Here is an 18,459-nt window from a genome sequence, read left to right on the forward strand (position 1 = left end):
GAGCGCACCCACGACACCGGAAACTTGCGCGGGTCAGGCCTCGTCGGAGGTTTCGGCGTAGCAGTCCCGCACCGCCACATCCATCGGAAACCGCACCCGCGTCTCGCCGAACAGCAACCGGGTGGCTACGTCGACGGCGCCCAGAACATGCCGCGTCGCGGACTCCGGATTCCGGGTGTGCACCATCACCTCGTCGTGCTGGAAGAAGACCAGTTCGCTGTCCGGTTCGTCGGCCAGGCGGCGTCGCAGATCGGCGAGCACGCACAGCGCCCACTCGGATGCCGTGGCCTGCACCACGAAGTTTCGGGTGAACCGGCCGCGGGACCGTGCGTCGCCGTGGGACCAGAAGTCGGGTGACGGCGGCGGGCAGGCGCGGCCGAGCCACGAGTGCACGATCTCGCCGCGTTCACCGGCGCGGGCCGCCCTCTCCACGTATTCGACGGCGACGGGAAAGCGGGTGCGCAGCAGGGTGAGCAGGGAACGGGCCTCGCCGGCGGTGGCGCCGTACAGCACACCGAGGATCGCGACCTTGGCCTTGCCGCGGTCGCCGTCGAACGTCTCCGCCGCGACCGGTGCGTACAGGTCGTCGGCGCCCGCGGCGGCGACCATGCGGGTGTCACCCGACATGGCGGCCAGTATGCGGGGTTCGAGTTGGCCGGCATCGGCGATGACGAACGTGTGACCCGGGTCGGCGATCACGCTCGACCGCAGCGGTTTCGGAATCTGCAGTGCGCCGCCGCCGCGGCTCGCCCAGCGGCCGGACACCACGCCGCCGGGGACATAGACCGGGCGGAACCGGTCGTCGCGGACCCAGCTCTCCAGCCACTGCCAACCGTTCGTGCTGAACAGCTTGGACAGATCCCGATGGTGCAGGAGGAGCGGGACGGCGGGGTGATCGACCTCGCGCAGCAGGTGTTTGCGGGTCGACGCGAGTTCGATGCCCTCACGGCGAAAGGCGTCGACGACTTCGACGTGGGACGCCGGGTTGATGCGACGACCGAACGCCGCCCCGATCTCGACGGTGACGTCCTGGATGCGCTGCGGCAGGTCGTACCCGGCGGGGCGGGGCCCGAGCGTCGTCTCGAGGAAGGCGCGGTGGGCGGCCGTGGAGAACGGCAGCCCGTCGAAACTCATCTCCGCGGCGGCCAGCGCTCCCGCGGACTCGGCGGCCACCAGCAGGTCGAGTTTCGCATCGTCACCGATCGTCTTCCGCTGTTCCGCGAAATCGGTGACCACCTGCGCCGGATCCGTGGCGGGTGCGGTGTCGAACAGACCGGGGCGTTCGTCGACGGGTTCGTCGGCCGGCGGCGCCGGAACGCCGTCGCGCATGCTGAGGACGGCATGGGTGAGTGCGAGGTCGTGGCAGCGCCGCACCCGCACCCCGGCCCGGAGCAGCGCCGGATAGACGGCGGCGGTACTCGTCCAGACCCAGCGGGGGTGCTCGGCTGCTTCGATGTCGCGGACCGCGGCCACGCCGTCGGAGTGCCGACGCGGCGACTCGACCGGGACTCCCGCGGGATCGGTGCGCACGGTCGTCGCGCCACCCTCGGCGCCGGGAACCATGACCACTCTCACGGGCCCAGTCTGCTCTGCGCCACCGACAGGCGATAATCCGCCGCCGGACGGGGGTGAATCCGCAGGTCGGCACTACACTGAACGCAGACGCTTCTCGCCGGAAGGAGGGGCATCCGATGGCAACCATCGAAGAGTTCGAGCAGACGGTGACCGACAAGGTGATCGCCGGACTGCACGACAGATTCGCCGACTACGAGCGCCGCGGAGTCGGACTCACCGAACTCGGCGACCCCGATCGGTTCGTCGAGCGGATCCTGGCGGCGGTGCCCGCCCCGCATCCCTGGTACGAACAGTTCGGTACGGCCTGGTCGTCCGCGCCCGCGTGACTCACGCCCCGGCCGCGTCCACGTCGGGTTCGGTCTGTGCCTTGTGGCGGCGGTGCAGACCCTTGCGGTCGTAGAACCGGGTGATGACGGCGCCGAAGACGAGGCCGATGAGCAGGCCGGCGAAAGTCATCCACACGGCGTGGATGAGGCCGGCGTCGCCCGAGGCGCCGAAGAACATGATGGCGCGCACCCCGATGTAGATCTGGTGCATCGGCTCGAACTCACCGAGCCAGCTGTACAGCCGCGGCGCCGCCTCGAGCGGGATCGTGCCCCCGGACGAGGGGAGTGCGAGGACGACGAAGACCATCAGGTTGATGAGCAGGCCCAGGTTCCCGAACGCGGCCATCACGGACATCGCCGTGATCCCGACGGCGGCGATCGCGAACGCGCCGTACTCCCACAGCGCGAGCGGATCGGTGATCGGCAGCCCGAGGGCGGAGCTGATCCACAGGTACAGCCCGGACACGATCATCGCCAGCAGTACCATCACCGCCCACTTGATCAGCAGGGTGTTGAAACGGGAGATCGGGACCGCCTCGTTGTGCAGGTACAGCGGCCCGACCTCGGTCGGGGTGAATCCCAGCATGCCGTCGATCAGGGTGCTCGCGATGGTCGCACCGGTGAATCCCGCCAGGACGATCAGCAGCGCGTAGTAGAACGCCGCCAGGCCGAAACCGGTGCCGTCCGGTAGCGGGTTGTGGGCCACGACCCGCACGTCGATGGGGTCGTCGAGCACCAGCCGGCTGGCCCCCGACAGCTGGAGGCCGGGGGCCGTCGCCTGGAGTTGCTGCGTCACCTGGGTGGTGAGTTGCTCGCCCATCGCCTGGTTGGCCTTGTCCATCGCCATCTCGCCGATGTTCTGGACGAGGTTCGCACTGATCGTGCCGGCGCGGGGGTTCGTGTAGATGGTGATCACGGGTCGTTCGACGTCCCCGGGGATCACGCTCGCCTGGGCGAGGATGAGTGTGCGTTTCGTGAAGTCGCTCGGGATGACGATGGCGCCGTAGATCTCCCCGTTGTCCAGTGCGGACTGGGCCTGCGCGATCCCGATCTGCCGCAGTTCGATCTTGTTCGGATCGACGCCGTCGAGGAGGCCTGCGGCGATCTGGTTGCCGAAGTTCTGCTGCTGCGGCGGATCGGAGTTGGGCACCGTGTCGCCCTCGTCCTGATTGACGAGGGCGATGGGGAAGTGGTGGAGGTGCTCGGGGGGATTGAGCATGCCGCCCATGTACAACGCGGCGAGCAGGGACATGACGACGGAGACCAGGAGCACGGGAGCTATCCAGAACCGCGGTGTCCGCAGCACGCTCATCTTGCCGGTATCGCTGGTTTCGTGTGCCATGGCCCCTCGCGTCCTCCCGTGTCCGTGTCGCTCCCCGGATCGACCAGCCGGATCAAGAGTAGGCGGTGGGATCGCTCACTGCGCCGAAGTGACCTCGAACCAGGCGTCGAGCGTCGGCTCACCGACGAGGTCGACGAGATCGACCTGGACTCCGTCCGCGCGCCACCGTTCGACCAGCGCCATCACGCGCACGGAGTCCATTCCCTCGTCGAGGAGGTTCGCGTCGTCGTCGATGTCGGTGACCGGGACGTCGAGGACGTCGGCCACATCGGCGCGGATTCGGTCGCGGGTCGGAACTGTGCTGGGAGCGGAACTCACTGTCATCCTCCGGTGCGTCGGCCGGACCCCGGCGCGTTGAGCCGGTCCGACCACATGGGGTAGGTTGCTGGGTTAGTGAAGCCTAAGCATAGTTGCTCTCCGCGCGAACGGCGAAACGGAGAGCTGTTGCAACCGAATGTGAATGGAAGACAATGGCTGGATTATCGCGATACGCAATCGACTTGACGCCTCTCCGGACGAGTCGCGAGTTCCGATACATCTTCATCGCCCGCACGATCTCCATCTTCGGTCTGGGCCTGCTGCTGGTGGCGGTGCCGCTGCAGGTGTACGACATGACGAATTCCACACTGGCAGTGGGCGCGGCGAGCATCGTCGTGGGCTCCTCGGTGTTCATCGGCACCCTGTTCGGCGGCGTGATCGCCGACCGGTACGACCGCAGGCCGGTCATCTCGCTTGCACGGGCCACAGCAGGGGTTGCCTTCGCTATTCTCGCGGTCAACGCGTTCCTGCCCACGCCCCAGTTGTGGATCATCTACCTGTGCGGCGTGATCGAGGGCCTCGCAGGCGGCATCTCCGCGACCGCACTGATGGCGGTGATCCCGTCGCTGCTGCCCAAGGACAAGATGGCCGCCGCAGGTGCTCTGATGACCGTGATGGCCGATCTCGGGACGGTCGCGTCACCCGCCATCGGCGGTGTGATCATCGCGGCGACGTCCGTGGGCACCAACTACGTTCTCGCCGCACTGTCCTCGGGGATCACCGCGTACTGCATCGCCAGGCTGCCGTCGCTGCCGCCGCCGGTCAAGAACACCGAGAGTCCGCTGCGGTCGATCGCCAGCGGTTTCACCTACGCCGCCAAAGACTCCGTGGTCGGCGGGACGCTGCTGGTCGGCTTCTGCGCGATGATGCTGACCGGCTGGAACGTGCTGCTGCCCGCCTACGCGAGCCAGGTCCTCCACGCCGGGCCGGCCGCCACCGGACTGCTCTACAGCGCCCCCGCCGTCGGTGCCCTCACCGGATCACTCACGAGCGGCTGGACGGGAACGGCTCGTCGCGGGGGCCTGATCGTGTTCCTCGCGGCCATGATCGCGTCGGCCGGACTGATCGGCGTCGGCGCCGTCCCGATGATCGCGGTCACGTTCCTCGGTCTCGCCGCGCACGGCTTCGGCCGGGTGCTCGGCGACATCCTCCGGTACGCCGTCATCCAGACCGAGACTCCCGAGGAGTACCGCGGACGCGTCGCCGGCGTGTGGGGCGCCCAGATCTCCACGGGCTCGGCTGCCGGTGCGCTCGTCGCGGGCGCCGTCGGCGCGGCGGTGGGACCGCGGGAGGCGTTCCTGCTCTACGGAGCCGGCGGCATCGTGGTGCTGACGGTTCTCGCGCTGGGCCTGAAGGGATTGCGCACCTACAGCAGTGCCGCTGCCGAAGAGGACGACCTCTCGGCAGCGGCACAGTGACGCGCTCAGGTGGGAACTAGCTGGCCTGAGCGTTGTTCGCGGCCTGCGACAGCTGCGGGAGCAGCTTGTCGAGCAGCCACGGCACGCTGAGCACGTTCGGCGAGCTCGACGCGAACACCAGCGGCGGATCGGTCAGACCCACGTAGGCGTTGTCGCGCACGGCCTTCACCCCGGCGAACAGCGGGTTCGACTGGACCTCGTTCTGCAGTTCGGGCGAGAGGTACCAGGCGAGCAGCACATCCGGGTTGTACGTCGGCAGCAATTCCATGCTGACCGGAGCGGCGAACTTGGTCTGGTCACTGCTCTCACGCAACTTCTGGGCGAGCGGGTCGACCGTAAATCCGAGGCTTGCCAGCATCTTCAGGCGAGGATCGGTGTCGAAGTAGAAGTTGTACGACCCCGGCTCGGTGCCGCTGCCGAAGGCCACCGTCTTCCCGGCGAACTCGGGGTGCTGCGACTTCGCCTGCGCCAGGGTGTCCTGCGTCTGCGTCACCAGCGCCTCGGCCTGTGCCGACCGGCCGAGGGCCTTGCCGACCGTGGTGATCTGGTCTTCCCAGCTGGTCGCCCAGCGACGCTCCGGGTACGCCACGGTGGGGGCGATCGCCGACAGCTTGTCGAACTGCTCCTGGTTCACACCGGAGTGCACGGCCAGGATCACGTCGGGGTCGAGTGCCGCGATCTGCTCGTACGGCATCTCCTTGCTCGACGCCGTCAGCAACGCGGGTTCCGCGTTCGGGTCGAGCTCTTCGAGCTTCGCACGCGACCACGGCAGCAGGCCGTCGTCGGTTCCGGTGTCCGACTTCATGTTCTGCACGGCGACGGGCACGACGCCGAGCGACAGTGCCGCGTCCTCGCTGCCCCAGCCGAGCGTGACGACGCGTTCCGGTGCCTCCGGGATCTCGGCGGTGCCGAGCGCCGACGGAATCGACACGGGAAAGGCCGACGCGTCGGCCTGTCCGGTGGCGGATCCCGCCGCGTCGGTCGAGTCGGACGTCGACTCGCTGCAGGCACCCGCGAACAGCGCGGTTGCCGCCATCATCACGATTCCGGCTCTACGCCAGTATCTTCCGGACGTTTTCATCGATCTCCCTGTTCTTTGTTGATGGGGTTCATGGGCGAGCCGAACGAGGCGAGCGCCTCGTTCACGACGGAACCGACTTCGCCGATCCACCGCGGCTGAGTCATGTCCTTGTGCTCGCAGTCGAGGTCGTGGTTGACGATGGTCCCGGTCAGGTAGGGCCGCCACAAGTCGTACGTCGCCGCGGTCGCAGGATTCCTGGCCGCGGTGAAGAAGAGCATGTCGGAGTCCACGACGATCTGTGAGGGTTCGGATTCGAGGCGCACGGCGTTCGCGAAGTTGTCGATCATCGCGGCCGGTGTGTGCTCGTTGATCCCGGCGAGGGCACTGCCCTCGCCGCGCAGGATGTCGATCACCTGTTGCCGGTCGAGTCCACCGCCGCGGTGCGGCTCGGTGTCGGAGGCGAGGAGCGGTTCGGGGTCGTAGCCGACCATGTAGAGCAGCGCGGCGAGCGCGTCCTGCTCCGTCGGCATCGACGCCCACGCGTCCGACGGGAAGGAGTCGAGCATGACGAGCATGCCGAGTTTCTCGCCCTGATCCTGCAGTGCGCCCGCGATGGCGTGCGCGACGACGCCGCCCAGCGACCATCCGAGGAGGTGGTACGGGCCCGTCGGCTGCACGGTCCGCATGTGCTCGATGTATTCGGCGGCCATGTCCTCGAGCGTTTCCGGCGGCCGCTTGGACGTCGACAGGTTGGAGGCCTGCACGCCGTACAGCGGGTAGTCGTCGTCGATGTGCCGCAGCAGGCCTGAATAGCCCCAGCTGATTCCGCCGGCGGGGTGGAAGCAGAACACCGGCGCCTTGGATCCCTCGGTGCGGAACGGAAGCAGGACGGCGAGTGCGTCGGCGTCGTGATCGTCGTCGAGACGGCCCGCCAGCTGGGCCACGGTCGGCGCCGCGAACAGCGAGGCCACCGTCGCGGTGACGGACAGCCGCTTCGAGATCGCGCTCATCAACCCGGCCGCCATCAGCGAGTGGCCACCGAGGTCGAAGAAGCTGTCGTCGATGCCGACCCGCTCGATGCCGAGGGCCTCCGCGAACAATTGGCACAGCACCTCTTCGCGGGCCGTGCGCGGCCCCCGCTCGGACACCTGCAGGGACAGGTGCGGAACGGGGAGCGAAGACTGGTCCAGCTTGCCGTTCGGCAGGGTGGGGAACTCGTCGACGGCGATGAACGCCGCCGGGATCATGTAGTCCGGCAACCGGCTGGCGGCGCGGCGGTGCAACTGGTCGGGGTCGATCCGGCCACCCGGCACCGACGTGGCGTACGCGACCAGCCGCTGATCACCGGGCCGGTCCTCGCGGACCACGACGACGATGTGCTCGACGTCCGGGTCACCGGACAGCACGGCCTCGATCTCGTTGAGTTCGATACGGAATCCGCGCACCTTGACCTGCGAGTCGGCCCGGCCGGTGAAGTAGATCTGACCGTCCCGGCCCCACCACACCACATCCGACGTCCGGTACATGCGGCTGCCCGGCTCCGCGAACGGGTCGGCGATGAACCGTTCCGCCGTCTTGGGGCTCTGGTTGCGGTATCCGCGGGTGACGCTGTCGCCCGCGAGATACAGCTCGCCGGACACGCCCGGGGGTACCGGCCGCAGCGCGTGGTCCAGGACGTAGGCGTGCTTGCCCGGATCGACGACGCCGATGGGGACGGGACCTTCGTGTCCCGGTTCGACGAGGGCGAGGGTGGCGTTGACCGTGCACTCGGTGGGTCCGTACGCGTTGAACAGCCGGCGGCCGGGTGCGTACCGCTCGATCAGCTGCGGGGTGAGCTTCTCGGCGCCGAGCATCAGGTCGACGCCCTCCGGGATGGGATGCTCCGGCGGGAACGCGGCGGCGAAAGACGGTGGCACACCGACGAAGTTCACGTCGTATTCGTTGATGACCCGGGCGAGGGGCTCGCCGGGGATGCGGTCGGCGTCCGTCGCGACCACCAGCGTCCCGCCCGAGAGCACCCCCCACATGATCTGCCAGAACGCGAGGTCGAAGCTGATGGACGAGAAGTGCAGCGCACGCGTGGTGTGGTCCATGCCGATCACGTCCGACTGCAGCGACAGCAGGTCCGCGATGCCGAGGTGGGGGACGACCACGCCCTTGGGAACTCCCGTGGACCCGGACGTGTAGATGAGATACGCGGCGTCGTCGAGTTGCAGCGGCCTGGTGCGGTCGGCGTCCGTGGGGGTGCCGACCGGCTGGGTGTCGAGCAGCGCCTGCAGGTCCGGATCGTCCAGGTCGAGAACGGGCACGGCGGTGCCCAGCGGCGTGCGGTCGGGCACACCGACGGACGAGGTGAGAATCGCGATCGGGGCGCCGTCGGCGAGCATGTGCGCGATCCGGTCGGCCGGGTACATGGGGTCGACGGGAAGATATGCGGCACCGCTCTTCAGCACGGCGAGGACACTGATGATCAGCTCGGCGGATCGGTCGAGGGCGAGCGCGACCACGTCGCCGGGGCCTGCGCCCCGCGAGATCAGCAGGTGGGCAATCCGGTTCGCGCGTTCGTCCAGCTGCCGGTAGGTGAGCGAGACGGCGGGCCGCACGCTCGATCCGACGACGAGGGCCTCGGCGTCGGGGGTGCGGGCCACCTGCTCCGAGAAGTACTCGTCGAACGTGCGGGCGGGAATGGAGTGCTCCGAGTGCGACCATTCGCCGAGCACCCGCTCCCGCTCCTGCGGGGTCAGGACGTCGAGCAAACCGATCCGCTGCTCGTGATTCGCGACGAGGCGCTCGATCACCACGGCGAGTCGGTCGGCGAGGGATTCGACCGTTGCGACGTCGAAGAGTTCGGTGGAGTACTCGAACGTGACGTCGACGCCGCCGCTCTCCGGACGTTCCTGGAAGCGGAGCGCCAGATCGAATTTCGCGGACGTCGCGTCGAGCATCCGCACGGCCGCGGTCGTTCCGTCGAATTGCTCCGCCGCGGCGTCCTGCTTCCAGTGCGAGAGCATCACCTGGAACAGGGGGTGGCGGGCCGACGACCGTGGGGGATTGACCAGTTCCACGATGCGGTTGAACGGTACGTCGGCGTGGTCGACGGCGTCGAGGTCGACAGCCCGGACCCGGTCCAGCAACTGGTCGAACGTCGGGTCGCCCGAGACGTCGGTCCGCAGCACCACTGTGTTGATGAAGCAGCCCACCATCGCGTCGAGGTCGGGGTGACTACGACCCGCGACGGGCACCCCGAGGGCGATGTCCTCCCCGGCGCCGAGCCTTTCGAGGAGTACGGCCACCGCGGCATGGACGATCATGAAGAAGCTCGCGCGCCGCTCGGCGGCCAGCGCATCGACGGCCGCGTGCAGCGACGGCGACAGCGTGCGGTGCACGCTCGCGCCGCGATTGGTGGGCAGGGCAGGTCTCGGGCGGTCGGTGCGCCAGCCCAGTTCGAGCGGCAGCCCGGCGAGTTGCTCACGCCAGTAGTCGAGCTGGCCGGTCAGCAGCGGGGTCGCGTCGTCGCCGGCGCCGATGCGTTCGCGCTGCCACACGGCGACGTCCGGGTACTGCAGCGGCAGCGGCGTGAACTCCGGTGCCCGTCCGGCGCGGCGGGCGTTGTACGCGAACGCGAGATCGTCCAGCAGCTTCGACTGCGACCATTCGTCGCCGATGATGTGGTGCATCAACAGGACCAGCGTGTGCTGCGGTTCGTACAGCACCGCGCGCAGCGGCGGCTGGTCGGTGAGTCCGAGCCCCACCGTCGTCATCGCCGCGATGTGCCCCTCGATGTTGCCGACGTTGTCGACGCGTTCGAGCCGGACCTTCGCGTGTGCCGCGGGAAGCACGACCTGGTGGGGCATGGAGTCGACGAGGGGGAACACCGTCCGCAACGACTGATGCCGGGTCACGACGTCCGCGAGCGCCGCGGACAGCGCATCCGGTTCGAGGCCGTCCCCGAAATCGACCGCCAGTGCCAGCAGGTACGTTCCGCCACCGGCCGCGCTGTCGAGGAACCACAGGCGTTCCTGCGCGGGTGACAACGGCACCGGCGTGCCCTCGGGGAGGTCCCGCGGGGACGGCCTGCCGGCCTGCACCCGCTCGCCGGCGTCCTCCAGTTGCGCGGCGACGGCGGCCACGGTCGGGTTCTCGAAAACCGTCGCGACCCGCAGCGGCACACCGAGTTCCGCGGTGATCGCGGACACGAGGGCGGCGGCGAGGAGGGAGTTTCCGCCGAGCGCGAAGAAGTCGTCGTGGACGCCGACCTGCTCGGCGCCGAGGATCGACGTGAACAGCGGGAGGATCCGGGCTTCGGTGTCGGTCCGCGGTGTGTCGACGGACTGTCCGAGCCAACGAGGGGCGGGCAGCGCGTCCTTGTCGACCTTGCCGTTGTGGGTCAACGGCAACCGGTCGAGCAGCACCAGCGCGGACGGCGTCATGTACCCGGGCAGCGTGCGGACGAGGTGTGCCCGCACGTCCTCCTCGACCGTGTCGGGCGTGCTGCCCGGCCGGGGAACGACATATCCGACGATCCGCTGGTCGCCGCCGGCCTGCTCGTGCACCGTCGCGACCGCCGCCTGCACGTCGGGAACCGCGGTCATCGTGGCGGTGATCTCGCCGAGTTCGACACGGTAGCCGCGCAATTGGATCTGGTCGTCGATCCGGCCGTGGTAGTGGAGGGCACCGGTCGCGTCGTACCGGGCGAGATCGCCGGTCCGGTACATGCGCGTCCCACTGGAGGCGAACGGGTCGGCGACGAACCGCGCCGACGTCAGGTCGGGACGCCCGAGGTAGCCGGGGGACAGTCCGGGCCCGGAGACGTAGATTTCGCCGGTGACGCCGGGCGGCACCGGGCGCAGTCCCGGCCCGAGAACGTAGGTGCACAGGTCGCCGAGCGGCGCCCCGATGTCCACGACGTCGGCGCCGGTGACCTTCGTGGCGGTGACGTGGACGGTGGTCTCGGTGATGCCGTACATGTTGATCAGGGTCGTTTCCGCACCCGGACCCGAGGCGGTGAACCAGGCGCGCAGGACGGCCGGATCGAGGGCCTCACCGCCGAACACGACGTACCGCAGCCGCAGTCGGTCGAACGAGTCCGCGCGGACGAGAGCGTCGACGAGATGCCCGAACGCGGACGGCGTCTGGTTCAGGACGGTGACACCCTCGTCGAGGAGAAGGGCGGCGAGGTCGGCCGGTGACGTGAGGGTGGTCTCGTCGACCGTGACGAGGCGGCCGCCGTGCAGCAGTGCGCCCCAGATCTCCCACACGGAGAAATCGAACGCATACGAATGCAGCAGCGGCCAGCAGTCGTCCTCGGTGAACGTGAACCATTCCCGGGACACCTCGAACAGGCGCATCACGTTGCGGTGCGGAATCGGAACGCCCTTGGGCACACCGGTGGATCCGGATGTATAGATGATGTACGCGATGTCGTCGGCGCGCACCGGGTTTTCGAGTTCTCCGACGCCGGATTGCGGCGCGCCCTCCTCGACGCGGGGGAGGTCGCCGAGCAGATCGGCGGATCCGATTCCCAGCGTCGGCTGCGCGTCCCGCAGGATGAACCGGGCCCGCTCGGCCGGGGAGGACGGATCGATCGGCAGGTAGGTCGCGCCGCTGCGGAGAATCGCGAGGACGGCGACGATCAGATCGGTGCCGCGGGGGAGGCTGACGGCCACGACCGTGCCGCGTCCGGCACCGGCCGACCTCAGCCGGCGCGCCAGGGCGGCGCTGCGCTCCGAGAGTTCCCGGTACGTCAGATCGTTCACCGCGACCCGGTGCGGGTGGGTGCGCACCTGCGCGAGGACGGCGGAGACGATGCTGTCGGGAAGTGCCGCTGCCGTGCCGGTCCGGTCGAGTCCGGCCGCCGACCGCCACAAGTGCAGTTCGTCCGGGGCGCAGACGTCCACGACCGCGACGGGTTCCGTTGCCACGGAGATGCTTCGGAGGTAGTGCGCGAAGCGGTGTGCGTGGTTCCGGATCTCGACGTCCGTGTAGACCTCGGGGTTTCCGGCCCATTCGAGCGTGAGTTCGTCGCCGGCGCCGGAGGCGGAGATCACCACGTCCTCCACCGGACCGGTGGCCAGTTGGTGCACCGACCCGGAGGTGGGGCCGAAAGCGATTCTGGCGGCGAACGGTTTGACGTTCACCACCGCTCCGCCGGTGACGCGGCTCCCGGCGTCCCGGACGCGCTGGAACGGCCGGGTGTCGGACAGTGCCGCGGCCACCCGGCCGGTCACGTCGGCGAACGTCGGTCGTGCGTGGAGGGGAATGCGGAGCGGCACGATGTTCGTGGCCGTCACGGGCGACGCCAGCTCGATTCCGTTGCGGGCCAGCACCGGAATGCGGAGCGTCACCTCCTCGGCGCCGGTGTGGGAGCCCAGGTACGCGGCGGCGGCTGCGTACACCGCCTCCGCCCACGTGGTCGCCTGCGTGGCGGCCGCGGCGCGCAGGCTCTGAGCGACGTCGGGGTCGATCGCGATCGTGTGCCGATGCGGATCGGGCACGGGTCTGCGTACCGTGTCACTGAATCCGACCGGACGCGAGGCGGCAGGCGGCGCGCCCTCGGGGGTCGCGGCGTCGAACTCGTGTGCCGCCCGGACATGCTCCCGCAGCGGCGGGAACTTCGCCGGTCGGGGCTCGGTGCCCGCGAGCCGGGCCGCGTACAGCGCCGCGGCACGGCGGGTGAGCAGTGAATACCCGTACGCGTCCAGCAATGCGTGCGGGGCGCGAAGGTACCAGATTGCACCGGATTCGGCCGTGATCAGTGCCGTGCGCACGAGGGGAGCGGTGTCGAAGTCGAGTGGTCGGCGCACGTCCTCGCACATCCACTCCACCGCCGCGGCCCGGTCGAGATCGAGGCGCTCGAGTTCGGGCGCGTGATGTCGATCGTGCACCTGGATCACGTCGGCCGAATCGGCGTCGGGCTCGGCCACGAAGCGGGTCGAGAGCACCTCGGCCTCCGCGATCACCGTGTGTATCGCCGCGGCGAGAGCGTCGAGGTCGACAGGGGCCGCGACCTCCACGTATTCGGCCGTCGTGAACGCCGACCGGGTCGGGTCCAGTTGGTGCCCGGCCCACAGTTCGCGCTGGGCGGCGGTCAAGCTGACGTCGGTGTCCGCCCCGGTCTGCAGGGTGGACGGCGACGATATCGAAAGGGACATCTAACAGGCGCTCCTGATGCTTTCGGCTTTCGGGCTTGGGGCTTTCGGGCTTTCAGCTGCTCGGCGTATCAGGTTAGCCTAACCACATAAACTGTGGTGATCCGACCGCCGCGGCTCAGCCGACTTCGAGCGGGGAGAGTGCGGTTACCAGTGCATCCGTGGTGGTCACCGAACCGCAGCGCTTCGCGGCATACGTGAGCGCCATGAGGTGCTCGTCACGGCTGAAATCCGCAGTCGCGTCGCACACCAGGAACGGCTGGACGTCCGCCATGAACGCCTCGGCGGCACTCAGCATGCAGCCCATGTGCGCGTAGACGCCCGTCACGATCAACTGGTCGCGGCCGTGATGGCCGAGCAACTGCCGGAGGTCGGTGCGCTGGAAGGCCGAATACCGCCATTTGGTCACCTGGATGTCGCCGTCGCGGGGGGCGAGCGGCTCGACCACCTCGGTGTCGCGACCCGACGTCAGTCCCGGGCCCCAGAAGTCGGCGAGGATTCCGCGACGCGACGGATGCTGGTCGCCGGGCTGCATCGTGTAGATCACGGGAATCCCGGCTTCCGAGCAGAGTTCGCGGATCCGGACCATGTTGGCCATCGCGGTCGACATCGGCTCCGCACGCACGTCGTACGCGTCGATGAAGTAGTTCTGCATGTCGTGGACCAGCAGTGCGGAGCGCCGGGGGTCGAGGCGCCAGGTCACCTTCGATTCGGGGACCTCGTGGATCTCCGGGATCGTGTAGGTCGAAATGGGTGGGATGGCCATATGGTTCCTCACTGTCGGTTCTGTTGATTTCTGGGCGTATTCCGCGCGAATCTCGGTGAACGACAGCGCTCCGCCCCACCACTCGCGCATTCGGTTAGGTTAGCCTTTGCAACCTGGCTTCTGCAATCGCCAGGTGTGCGGGTGTCCGGCGCACAGTAAGGTGACTGACCGGTGGGGGCCGGGCACTGGCCTCCCGCGCCGGATCCGCCGACCAGGAGAGATCGTTGACCAAGCTGCTGTTACTGCTGCTGATCGTTGTCGTGATCGTGGGCATCGTGCTGATCCTGCGGAATCGGTCCGGAAAGAACACGGCGCCTGCTGCCAGGGTCGATCCGCTCGCCGACTACCCGGAGGTCTACGACCCGTACAAGATCGGAGTCGGCGACATCATCACGTACGCCGGAATCGATCACGTCGTGCGCGGGACCATCACCCTCGACGAAGAGGGATACATCTGGCACGAACACCTCCTCGACGGGTCGACCGGCCAGCGATGGCTCACCGTCGAGAACGACGAGGGCAACCTCGACATGACGCTGTGGATGCGCCGCGAGGGCACGGGCCTCGAACCGGGCGGTGACGTGATCCTCGACGACGTCGTGCACCGGCAGATCGAGCGCGGCACCGCCTCGTTCACGGCGGAAGGCACCACCGGGACCGCACCCCAGGGCATCGTCGACTACGCCGACTACGCGACCGCTGACAAGACCGGCCTGCTGTCCTTCGAGCGCTGGGCGCGGACGCAGTCGTGGGAGGTCTCCACGGGCCGCGCCGTCACCCGGGGCGAGCTCACCGTGATCCATTCCGGTCCGCCGCAGTGACACTGCACGTCCTCGACATCGAATCCCGGGATGTGACGGCCGAGGCGCTCGGTCTCGTCGTGAACGCCGAAACGCCGCTTCCGCTGGCCGAACTCACCATCACCTACGGCGACGAGCGGGTGACCCTCGGCGTGCTCGGGGCGTCGCACGCGGTGACGGCGTCCGCGGCGGGCAGCCGGATCACCGAGCAGGTGTCGTGCGACGCGATCCGGGCAGGCGGCAGACCGCTCCCGGTGTCCGACAGCGCGGGCGGGTACCGATTCGACTCGACCACCGACATCGTCGACCGCGCCCGCCTCGAGCAGACCGCCGACTGGCTGCGGCGGCAGGCCACCGAGGTGGAGGGGTGGATCTGCGGGGCGTTTCCCGGAGATCACACCGCGCTGACCGCGCTCACGGCGACGCGTGAGCATTCCGGCGGATGGGCCTGGCAGACCTGGCATCTGTATCCGGTAGACAAGGGTGGGGTGATCGTGAAAACGCGAAGCAGGTGGCTGCCGTGAGCAGGTTCGGGACACGCGTGCGGCTCGCCCCGATGCTGCTCCTGGTGCTGGCCGCGACCGCGTGCGGCGGCGGGGTGCGCGACTACATCGCCGACACGTACGCCCTGCAGAACACCGCGGGCGACGCGAAGACGTACACGTCGAAAGACCCGGTGGGTACCACCGTCTCGTCGATCGTCGCGGAGGAGCCCCCGGCGGCTCGGAAGGCGGACGGCGGCAGCGAATACCTGCGCTACGACGACGACATCGTCACGGTCAGCGCCGCGCCGGGCGGCGGCAGCCTCGTGCGCGTCGAAGACATCGACGGACGCTACCGAAGCGGCGGGTTCGCCTATCTGGGGCCCGGTTTCCACCCCGGCTCACCGGCGGGCGGCGCCGGCGGCAGCGGCGGATCCGGCAGCGCGAAATGACAGAGACCACTCGACTCGGGAGAAGCGCGTGAATACCACCTACACCGCGGCAGCAACGGAAATCGGCAGCGTCGACGTCGGACTGCTCGCCGTCGGCATGCTCGGCACCCTGGCGTACTTCGTCATCGGCATCGCCGTCCTCGGCGTCGGCTTCGCCGTGCTCGACCTCGCCACCCCCGGCAATCTCCGGCACCAGGTGTACGTCGACAAGAACCCCAACGCGGCAATCCTCCTGGCGTCGAACCACCTTGCCCTCGCCGTCGTCGTGGTCACCGCGATCCTCACCAGTTCCGACGGATTCGCACAGGGACTCGCCGACTCCGCGGTCTACGGCCTCTTCGGGGTACTGCTGCAGGTCATCGCGCTGCGACTGATGAATGTGCTGCTGCCCGGCCAGTTGGTCGGACTGGTCGGGAACCCGCAGATGTGCGGTGCCGCCTGGGCGGTCGGTGCGAGCCTCTTCGCCATCGGCCTCGTGAACGCCGCCGCACTCACCTGATCTCGTGACGACCACAGCGGCAGAGCCGAATTCCTCCACCACCCGCGCTCTCAGTGGACGGTCCAGGGCGTTCCTGCTCGCCGCTGTGGCCGCGTGCGCCGCGTGCGGGTTGATCTACGAACTGGCCCTGCTGACGCTGTCGGTCAGCCTGACCGGCGGCGGGATCACCCAGACGTCGCTGATCGTCGCGGGTTTCGTGGCCGCACTCGGGGTCGGTGCCCTCGCCGCCAAACCGCTGCTGTCCACCGCGGCCGCGTCGTTCGTGGTCGTCGAGATCGTTCTCGGACTCGTCGGCGGGTTCAGCGCGGTGACCCTGTACGTGACGTTCACGTTCTTCGGTTCCAGCGCAATTATTCTGGTGCTCGCCACCGCGCTGATCGGTGTGCTCGTGGGCGCCGAGGTGCCGTTGCTGATGACGCTGCTGCAGTCGGGCCGCAGCGACACCGGCGCTGAGAGCACCGGAAAGGTGCTGGCAAACCTCAACGCCGCCGACTACGCGGGCGCCCTGGTCGGCGGCCTGCTGTGGCCGTTCGTCCTGCTGCCCGTCGCCGGGATGATCCGCGGCGCCGCGATCACCGGCATCATCAATCTCGTCGCCGCCGCGGTCGTGGCGCTGATCCTGCTGCGCTGGCAGCTGAGCCTGCGCACCCGGCTCCTCGCCGTCGTGGCGCTGCTCGTCGCCGCCGCGTGCATCGCCGTGCTGCTGGTCCGCGCCGACGGCATCGAGACCACGTCCCGGCAACGCCTCTACACCGATCCCGTCGTCGCCGCGGAAAGGTCGCAGTACCAGGAGATCGTCGTCACCGAACGCGGCGGAGACGTGCGGCTCTTCCTCGACGGCGACCTCCAGTTCTCCAGCGTCGACGAACACCGGTACACCGAATCGCTCGTGTACCCCGCGATCGCGGACGACCCCAAACGGGTACTGATCCTCGGCGGGGGCGACGGCCTCGCAGCCCGAGAGGTCCTGCGACTGCCGGGGGTCGAGGAGATCGTGCAGGTGGAACTCGACCCGGCGGTCATCGAACTCGCGAACACGCGACTGTCCGGGCTGAACCAGGGTGCTCTGCGGGATCCGCGCGTGCACGTGGTCCTGGACGACGCGTTCCGGTGGCTGCGGGACGCACCCGACTCGGGATTCGACGCCGTCATCGTGGACCTCCCCGACCCCGACACCCCGGCGCTCGGCCGCCTGTACTCCACCGAGTTCTACGGTCTCGCCGCCGCGGCCCTGAACCCCGGCGGACTGATGGTCGTGCAGTCGGGCAGTCCCTACTCGACGCCCGACGCGTTCTGGCGCACCACGTCGACCGTCGCGTCGGCGGGCCTGGCCGTCACGCCGTACCACGTGCTGGTGCCGAGCTTCGGGGACTGGGGGTACGTCCTCGCCCGGCGCGGCCCCGAACCGCCGGCGCTGCGCCTGCCCCGCGACGTCCCCGAACTCCACTTCCTCGACGAACCGACCCTCGCCGCGTCCGCGATCTTCCCGCGCGACCGTCCCCGCCGCGAACTCGAGCCCTCGACCCTCGACCGCCCGCGCATCGTCGAGGACATGCGGAAGGGCTATGAGCGCTGACGCGCCCGTGAGTACTTATTAACCGCCCGACGTTAATAAGTACTCACGGGTGCGTCAGCGCAACTAGTTCATAGATATACTAAAAGCGGAGGTGGCGGGCGCTGGGCCTGCCACCGGCTCGCGATAGGGTTCCCCCATGACCGATGACGTAGCGCCGGTGCCTGTCGAGGTGCCCGAGAGCCTCGACTTCTGGTCGTTCATCGAACTGGCGAACAGGCGTCTGAGCACCGAATACGGTTCGACGCACGAACTCGCCACCCAGGTGCTCCTGACGTTGAACCGCGCGTCGAACGTGGTGACGTACGACCTGGAGTCGTCGATCCACCGACCGCGCGGGCTGTCGTGGTCGGCGTTCCGGTTGATGTTCGTGACGTGGCTGGCGGGTCCGGTCGAGTCGAAGACCGCCGCCAAGCTCACCGGCATGAGCCGGGCCGCCGTGTCGAATCTGACGAAAACGCTGGTCAGTGGGGGTCTGATGGAGCGGTCCCCGGACGAGCGGGACGGCCGGTCGGTCCAGTTGTCGCTCACGGAGAAGGGGCGCAGCGAGATCGGCGAGATCTACCGTGAGCAGAACGAGCGCGAGCATGCGTGGGCGAGCGTCCTCACCGAGCCGGAGCAGCGCATTCTCGTCATGCTGCTCGACAAGCTGATCACCAACCGCAGTCAGTTCGACGTCCGCGGCCGCAACTGACCCTGCTGCGCCTCCCGGAAAATCTGTGCTTGCCATCACGCCCCC

At 68.8% G+C, this 18,459-nt stretch carries 14 protein-coding genes; 8 read left to right on the forward strand and 6 right to left on the reverse strand.

Annotation, left to right across the window (positions count from 1 at the left end):
• Positions 1–33: 33 nt before the first annotated feature.
• Positions 34–1,575: a bifunctional 3'-5' exonuclease/DNA polymerase gene (locus BLV94_RS35245; protein ID WP_072947755.1), complete on the reverse strand. Its 1,542-nt coding sequence runs from the start codon at positions 1,573–1,575 to the stop codon at positions 34–36.
• 116 nt (positions 1,576–1,691) lie between these two features.
• On the opposite strand from BLV94_RS35245, the gene BLV94_RS35250 reads away from it, so the two are divergent.
• Positions 1,692–1,901, forward strand: a complete 210-nt coding sequence (locus BLV94_RS35250; RefSeq protein WP_072947758.1) for a hypothetical protein — start codon at positions 1,692–1,694, stop codon at positions 1,899–1,901.
• Between the two features lies 1 nt (position 1,902).
• On the opposite strand, the gene BLV94_RS35255 is transcribed toward BLV94_RS35250, so the two are convergent.
• Both BLV94_RS35255 and BLV94_RS35260 read right to left on the reverse strand, forming a co-directional pair.
• The gene (locus tag BLV94_RS35255) at positions 1,903–3,243 is read right to left on the reverse strand and encodes a YhgE/Pip domain-containing protein (protein WP_072947760.1); all 1,341 of its coding nucleotides are present in this window, start codon (positions 3,241–3,243) and stop codon (positions 1,903–1,905) included.
• A gap of 75 nt (positions 3,244–3,318) precedes the next feature.
• Positions 3,319–3,567: a phosphopantetheine-binding protein gene (locus tag BLV94_RS35260; RefSeq protein WP_072947763.1), complete on the reverse strand. Its 249-nt coding sequence runs from the start codon at positions 3,565–3,567 to the stop codon at positions 3,319–3,321.
• A 146-nt stretch (positions 3,568–3,713) separates the two neighbouring features.
• Between BLV94_RS35260 and entS the strand changes: the two genes are divergently transcribed.
• The gene (gene entS / locus BLV94_RS35265) at positions 3,714–4,979 is read left to right on the forward strand and encodes an enterobactin transporter EntS (protein ID WP_072947765.1); all 1,266 of its coding nucleotides are present in this window, start codon (positions 3,714–3,716) and stop codon (positions 4,977–4,979) included.
• 16 nt (positions 4,980–4,995) lie between these two features.
• Here the strand turns inward: entS and BLV94_RS35270 are convergent, their stop codons facing one another.
• From BLV94_RS35270 to BLV94_RS35280, 3 genes are all read right to left on the reverse strand, one after another.
• Positions 4,996–6,060 (reverse strand): iron-siderophore ABC transporter substrate-binding protein, encoded by a 1,065-nt coding sequence (locus BLV94_RS35270; RefSeq protein WP_072947768.1) that lies wholly within the window; start codon positions 6,058–6,060, stop codon positions 4,996–4,998.
• A complete protein-coding gene (locus BLV94_RS35275; RefSeq protein WP_072947771.1) occupies positions 6,057–13,151 on the reverse strand; it encodes an amino acid adenylation domain-containing protein in 7,095 nt (2,364 codons plus the stop codon). The genes BLV94_RS35270 and BLV94_RS35275 overlap by 4 nt, the downstream gene beginning before the upstream one ends.
• A gap of 115 nt (positions 13,152–13,266) precedes the next feature.
• Positions 13,267–13,914, reverse strand: a complete 648-nt coding sequence (locus BLV94_RS35280; RefSeq protein WP_072947774.1) for an isochorismatase family protein — start codon at positions 13,912–13,914, stop codon at positions 13,267–13,269.
• Between the two features lie 224 nt (positions 13,915–14,138).
• Between BLV94_RS35280 and BLV94_RS35285 the strand changes: the two genes are divergently transcribed.
• The 6 genes from BLV94_RS35285 (at position 14,139) to BLV94_RS35310 (ending at position 18,414) form a co-directional block, all read left to right on the forward strand.
• Positions 14,139–14,735 carry a DUF4178 domain-containing protein gene (locus BLV94_RS35285; RefSeq protein ID WP_072947777.1) on the forward strand — a complete coding sequence of 199 codons (597 nt, stop codon included), beginning with the start codon at positions 14,139–14,141 and terminating at the stop codon, positions 14,733–14,735.
• Positions 14,732–15,238, forward strand: a complete 507-nt coding sequence (locus tag BLV94_RS35290; protein ID WP_072947780.1) for a DUF2617 family protein — start codon at positions 14,732–14,734, stop codon at positions 15,236–15,238. The genes BLV94_RS35285 and BLV94_RS35290 overlap by 4 nt, the downstream gene beginning before the upstream one ends.
• Positions 15,226–15,648: a DUF4247 domain-containing protein gene (locus BLV94_RS35295; protein WP_072947783.1), complete on the forward strand. Its 423-nt coding sequence runs from the start codon at positions 15,226–15,228 to the stop codon at positions 15,646–15,648. Before BLV94_RS35290 ends, BLV94_RS35295 begins: the two co-directional genes overlap by 13 nt.
• Before the next feature lie 28 nt (positions 15,649–15,676).
• Positions 15,677–16,147 (forward strand): DUF350 domain-containing protein, encoded by a 471-nt coding sequence (locus BLV94_RS35300; RefSeq protein WP_072947786.1) that lies wholly within the window; start codon positions 15,677–15,679, stop codon positions 16,145–16,147.
• A 4-nt stretch (positions 16,148–16,151) separates the two neighbouring features.
• Complete coding sequence (locus tag BLV94_RS35305; RefSeq protein ID WP_072947789.1) at positions 16,152–17,723, forward strand: polyamine aminopropyltransferase; 1,572 nt, start codon at positions 16,152–16,154, stop codon at positions 17,721–17,723.
• 136 nt (positions 17,724–17,859) lie between these two features.
• Positions 17,860–18,414 (forward strand): MarR family winged helix-turn-helix transcriptional regulator, encoded by a 555-nt coding sequence (locus BLV94_RS35310; protein WP_072947791.1) that lies wholly within the window; start codon positions 17,860–17,862, stop codon positions 18,412–18,414.
• The last annotated feature ends 45 nt before the right edge of the window (positions 18,415–18,459 follow it).

The sequence above is a fragment of the Rhodococcus koreensis genome (genome assembly GCF_900105905.1).
GTDB lineage: Bacteria > Actinomycetota > Actinomycetes > Mycobacteriales > Mycobacteriaceae > Rhodococcus_F > Rhodococcus_F koreensis.

What these genes read in the sequence shown, in the direction of transcription:
- BLV94_RS35310 (WP_072947791.1), top strand. Translation starts at nt 17,860, where the DNA reads ATGACCGATGACGTAGCGCCGGTGCCTGTCGAGGTGCCCGAGAGCCTC.
- BLV94_RS35280 (WP_072947774.1), bottom strand. Translation starts at nt 13,914, where the DNA reads ATGGCCATCCCACCCATTTCGACCTACACGATCCCGGAGATCCACGAG.
- BLV94_RS35250 (WP_072947758.1), top strand. Translation starts at nt 1,692, where the DNA reads ATGGCAACCATCGAAGAGTTCGAGCAGACGGTGACCGACAAGGTGATC.
- BLV94_RS35260 (WP_072947763.1), bottom strand. Translation starts at nt 3,567, where the DNA reads ATGACAGTGAGTTCCGCTCCCAGCACAGTTCCGACCCGCGACCGAATC.
- BLV94_RS35255 (WP_072947760.1), bottom strand. Translation starts at nt 3,243, where the DNA reads ATGGCACACGAAACCAGCGATACCGGCAAGATGAGCGTGCTGCGGACA.
- BLV94_RS35270 (WP_072947768.1), bottom strand. Translation starts at nt 6,060, where the DNA reads ATGAAAACGTCCGGAAGATACTGGCGTAGAGCCGGAATCGTGATGATG.
- BLV94_RS35275 (WP_072947771.1), bottom strand. Translation starts at nt 13,151, where the DNA reads ATGTCCCTTTCGATATCGTCGCCGTCCACCCTGCAGACCGGGGCGGAC.
- entS (WP_072947765.1), top strand. Translation starts at nt 3,714, where the DNA reads ATGGCTGGATTATCGCGATACGCAATCGACTTGACGCCTCTCCGGACG.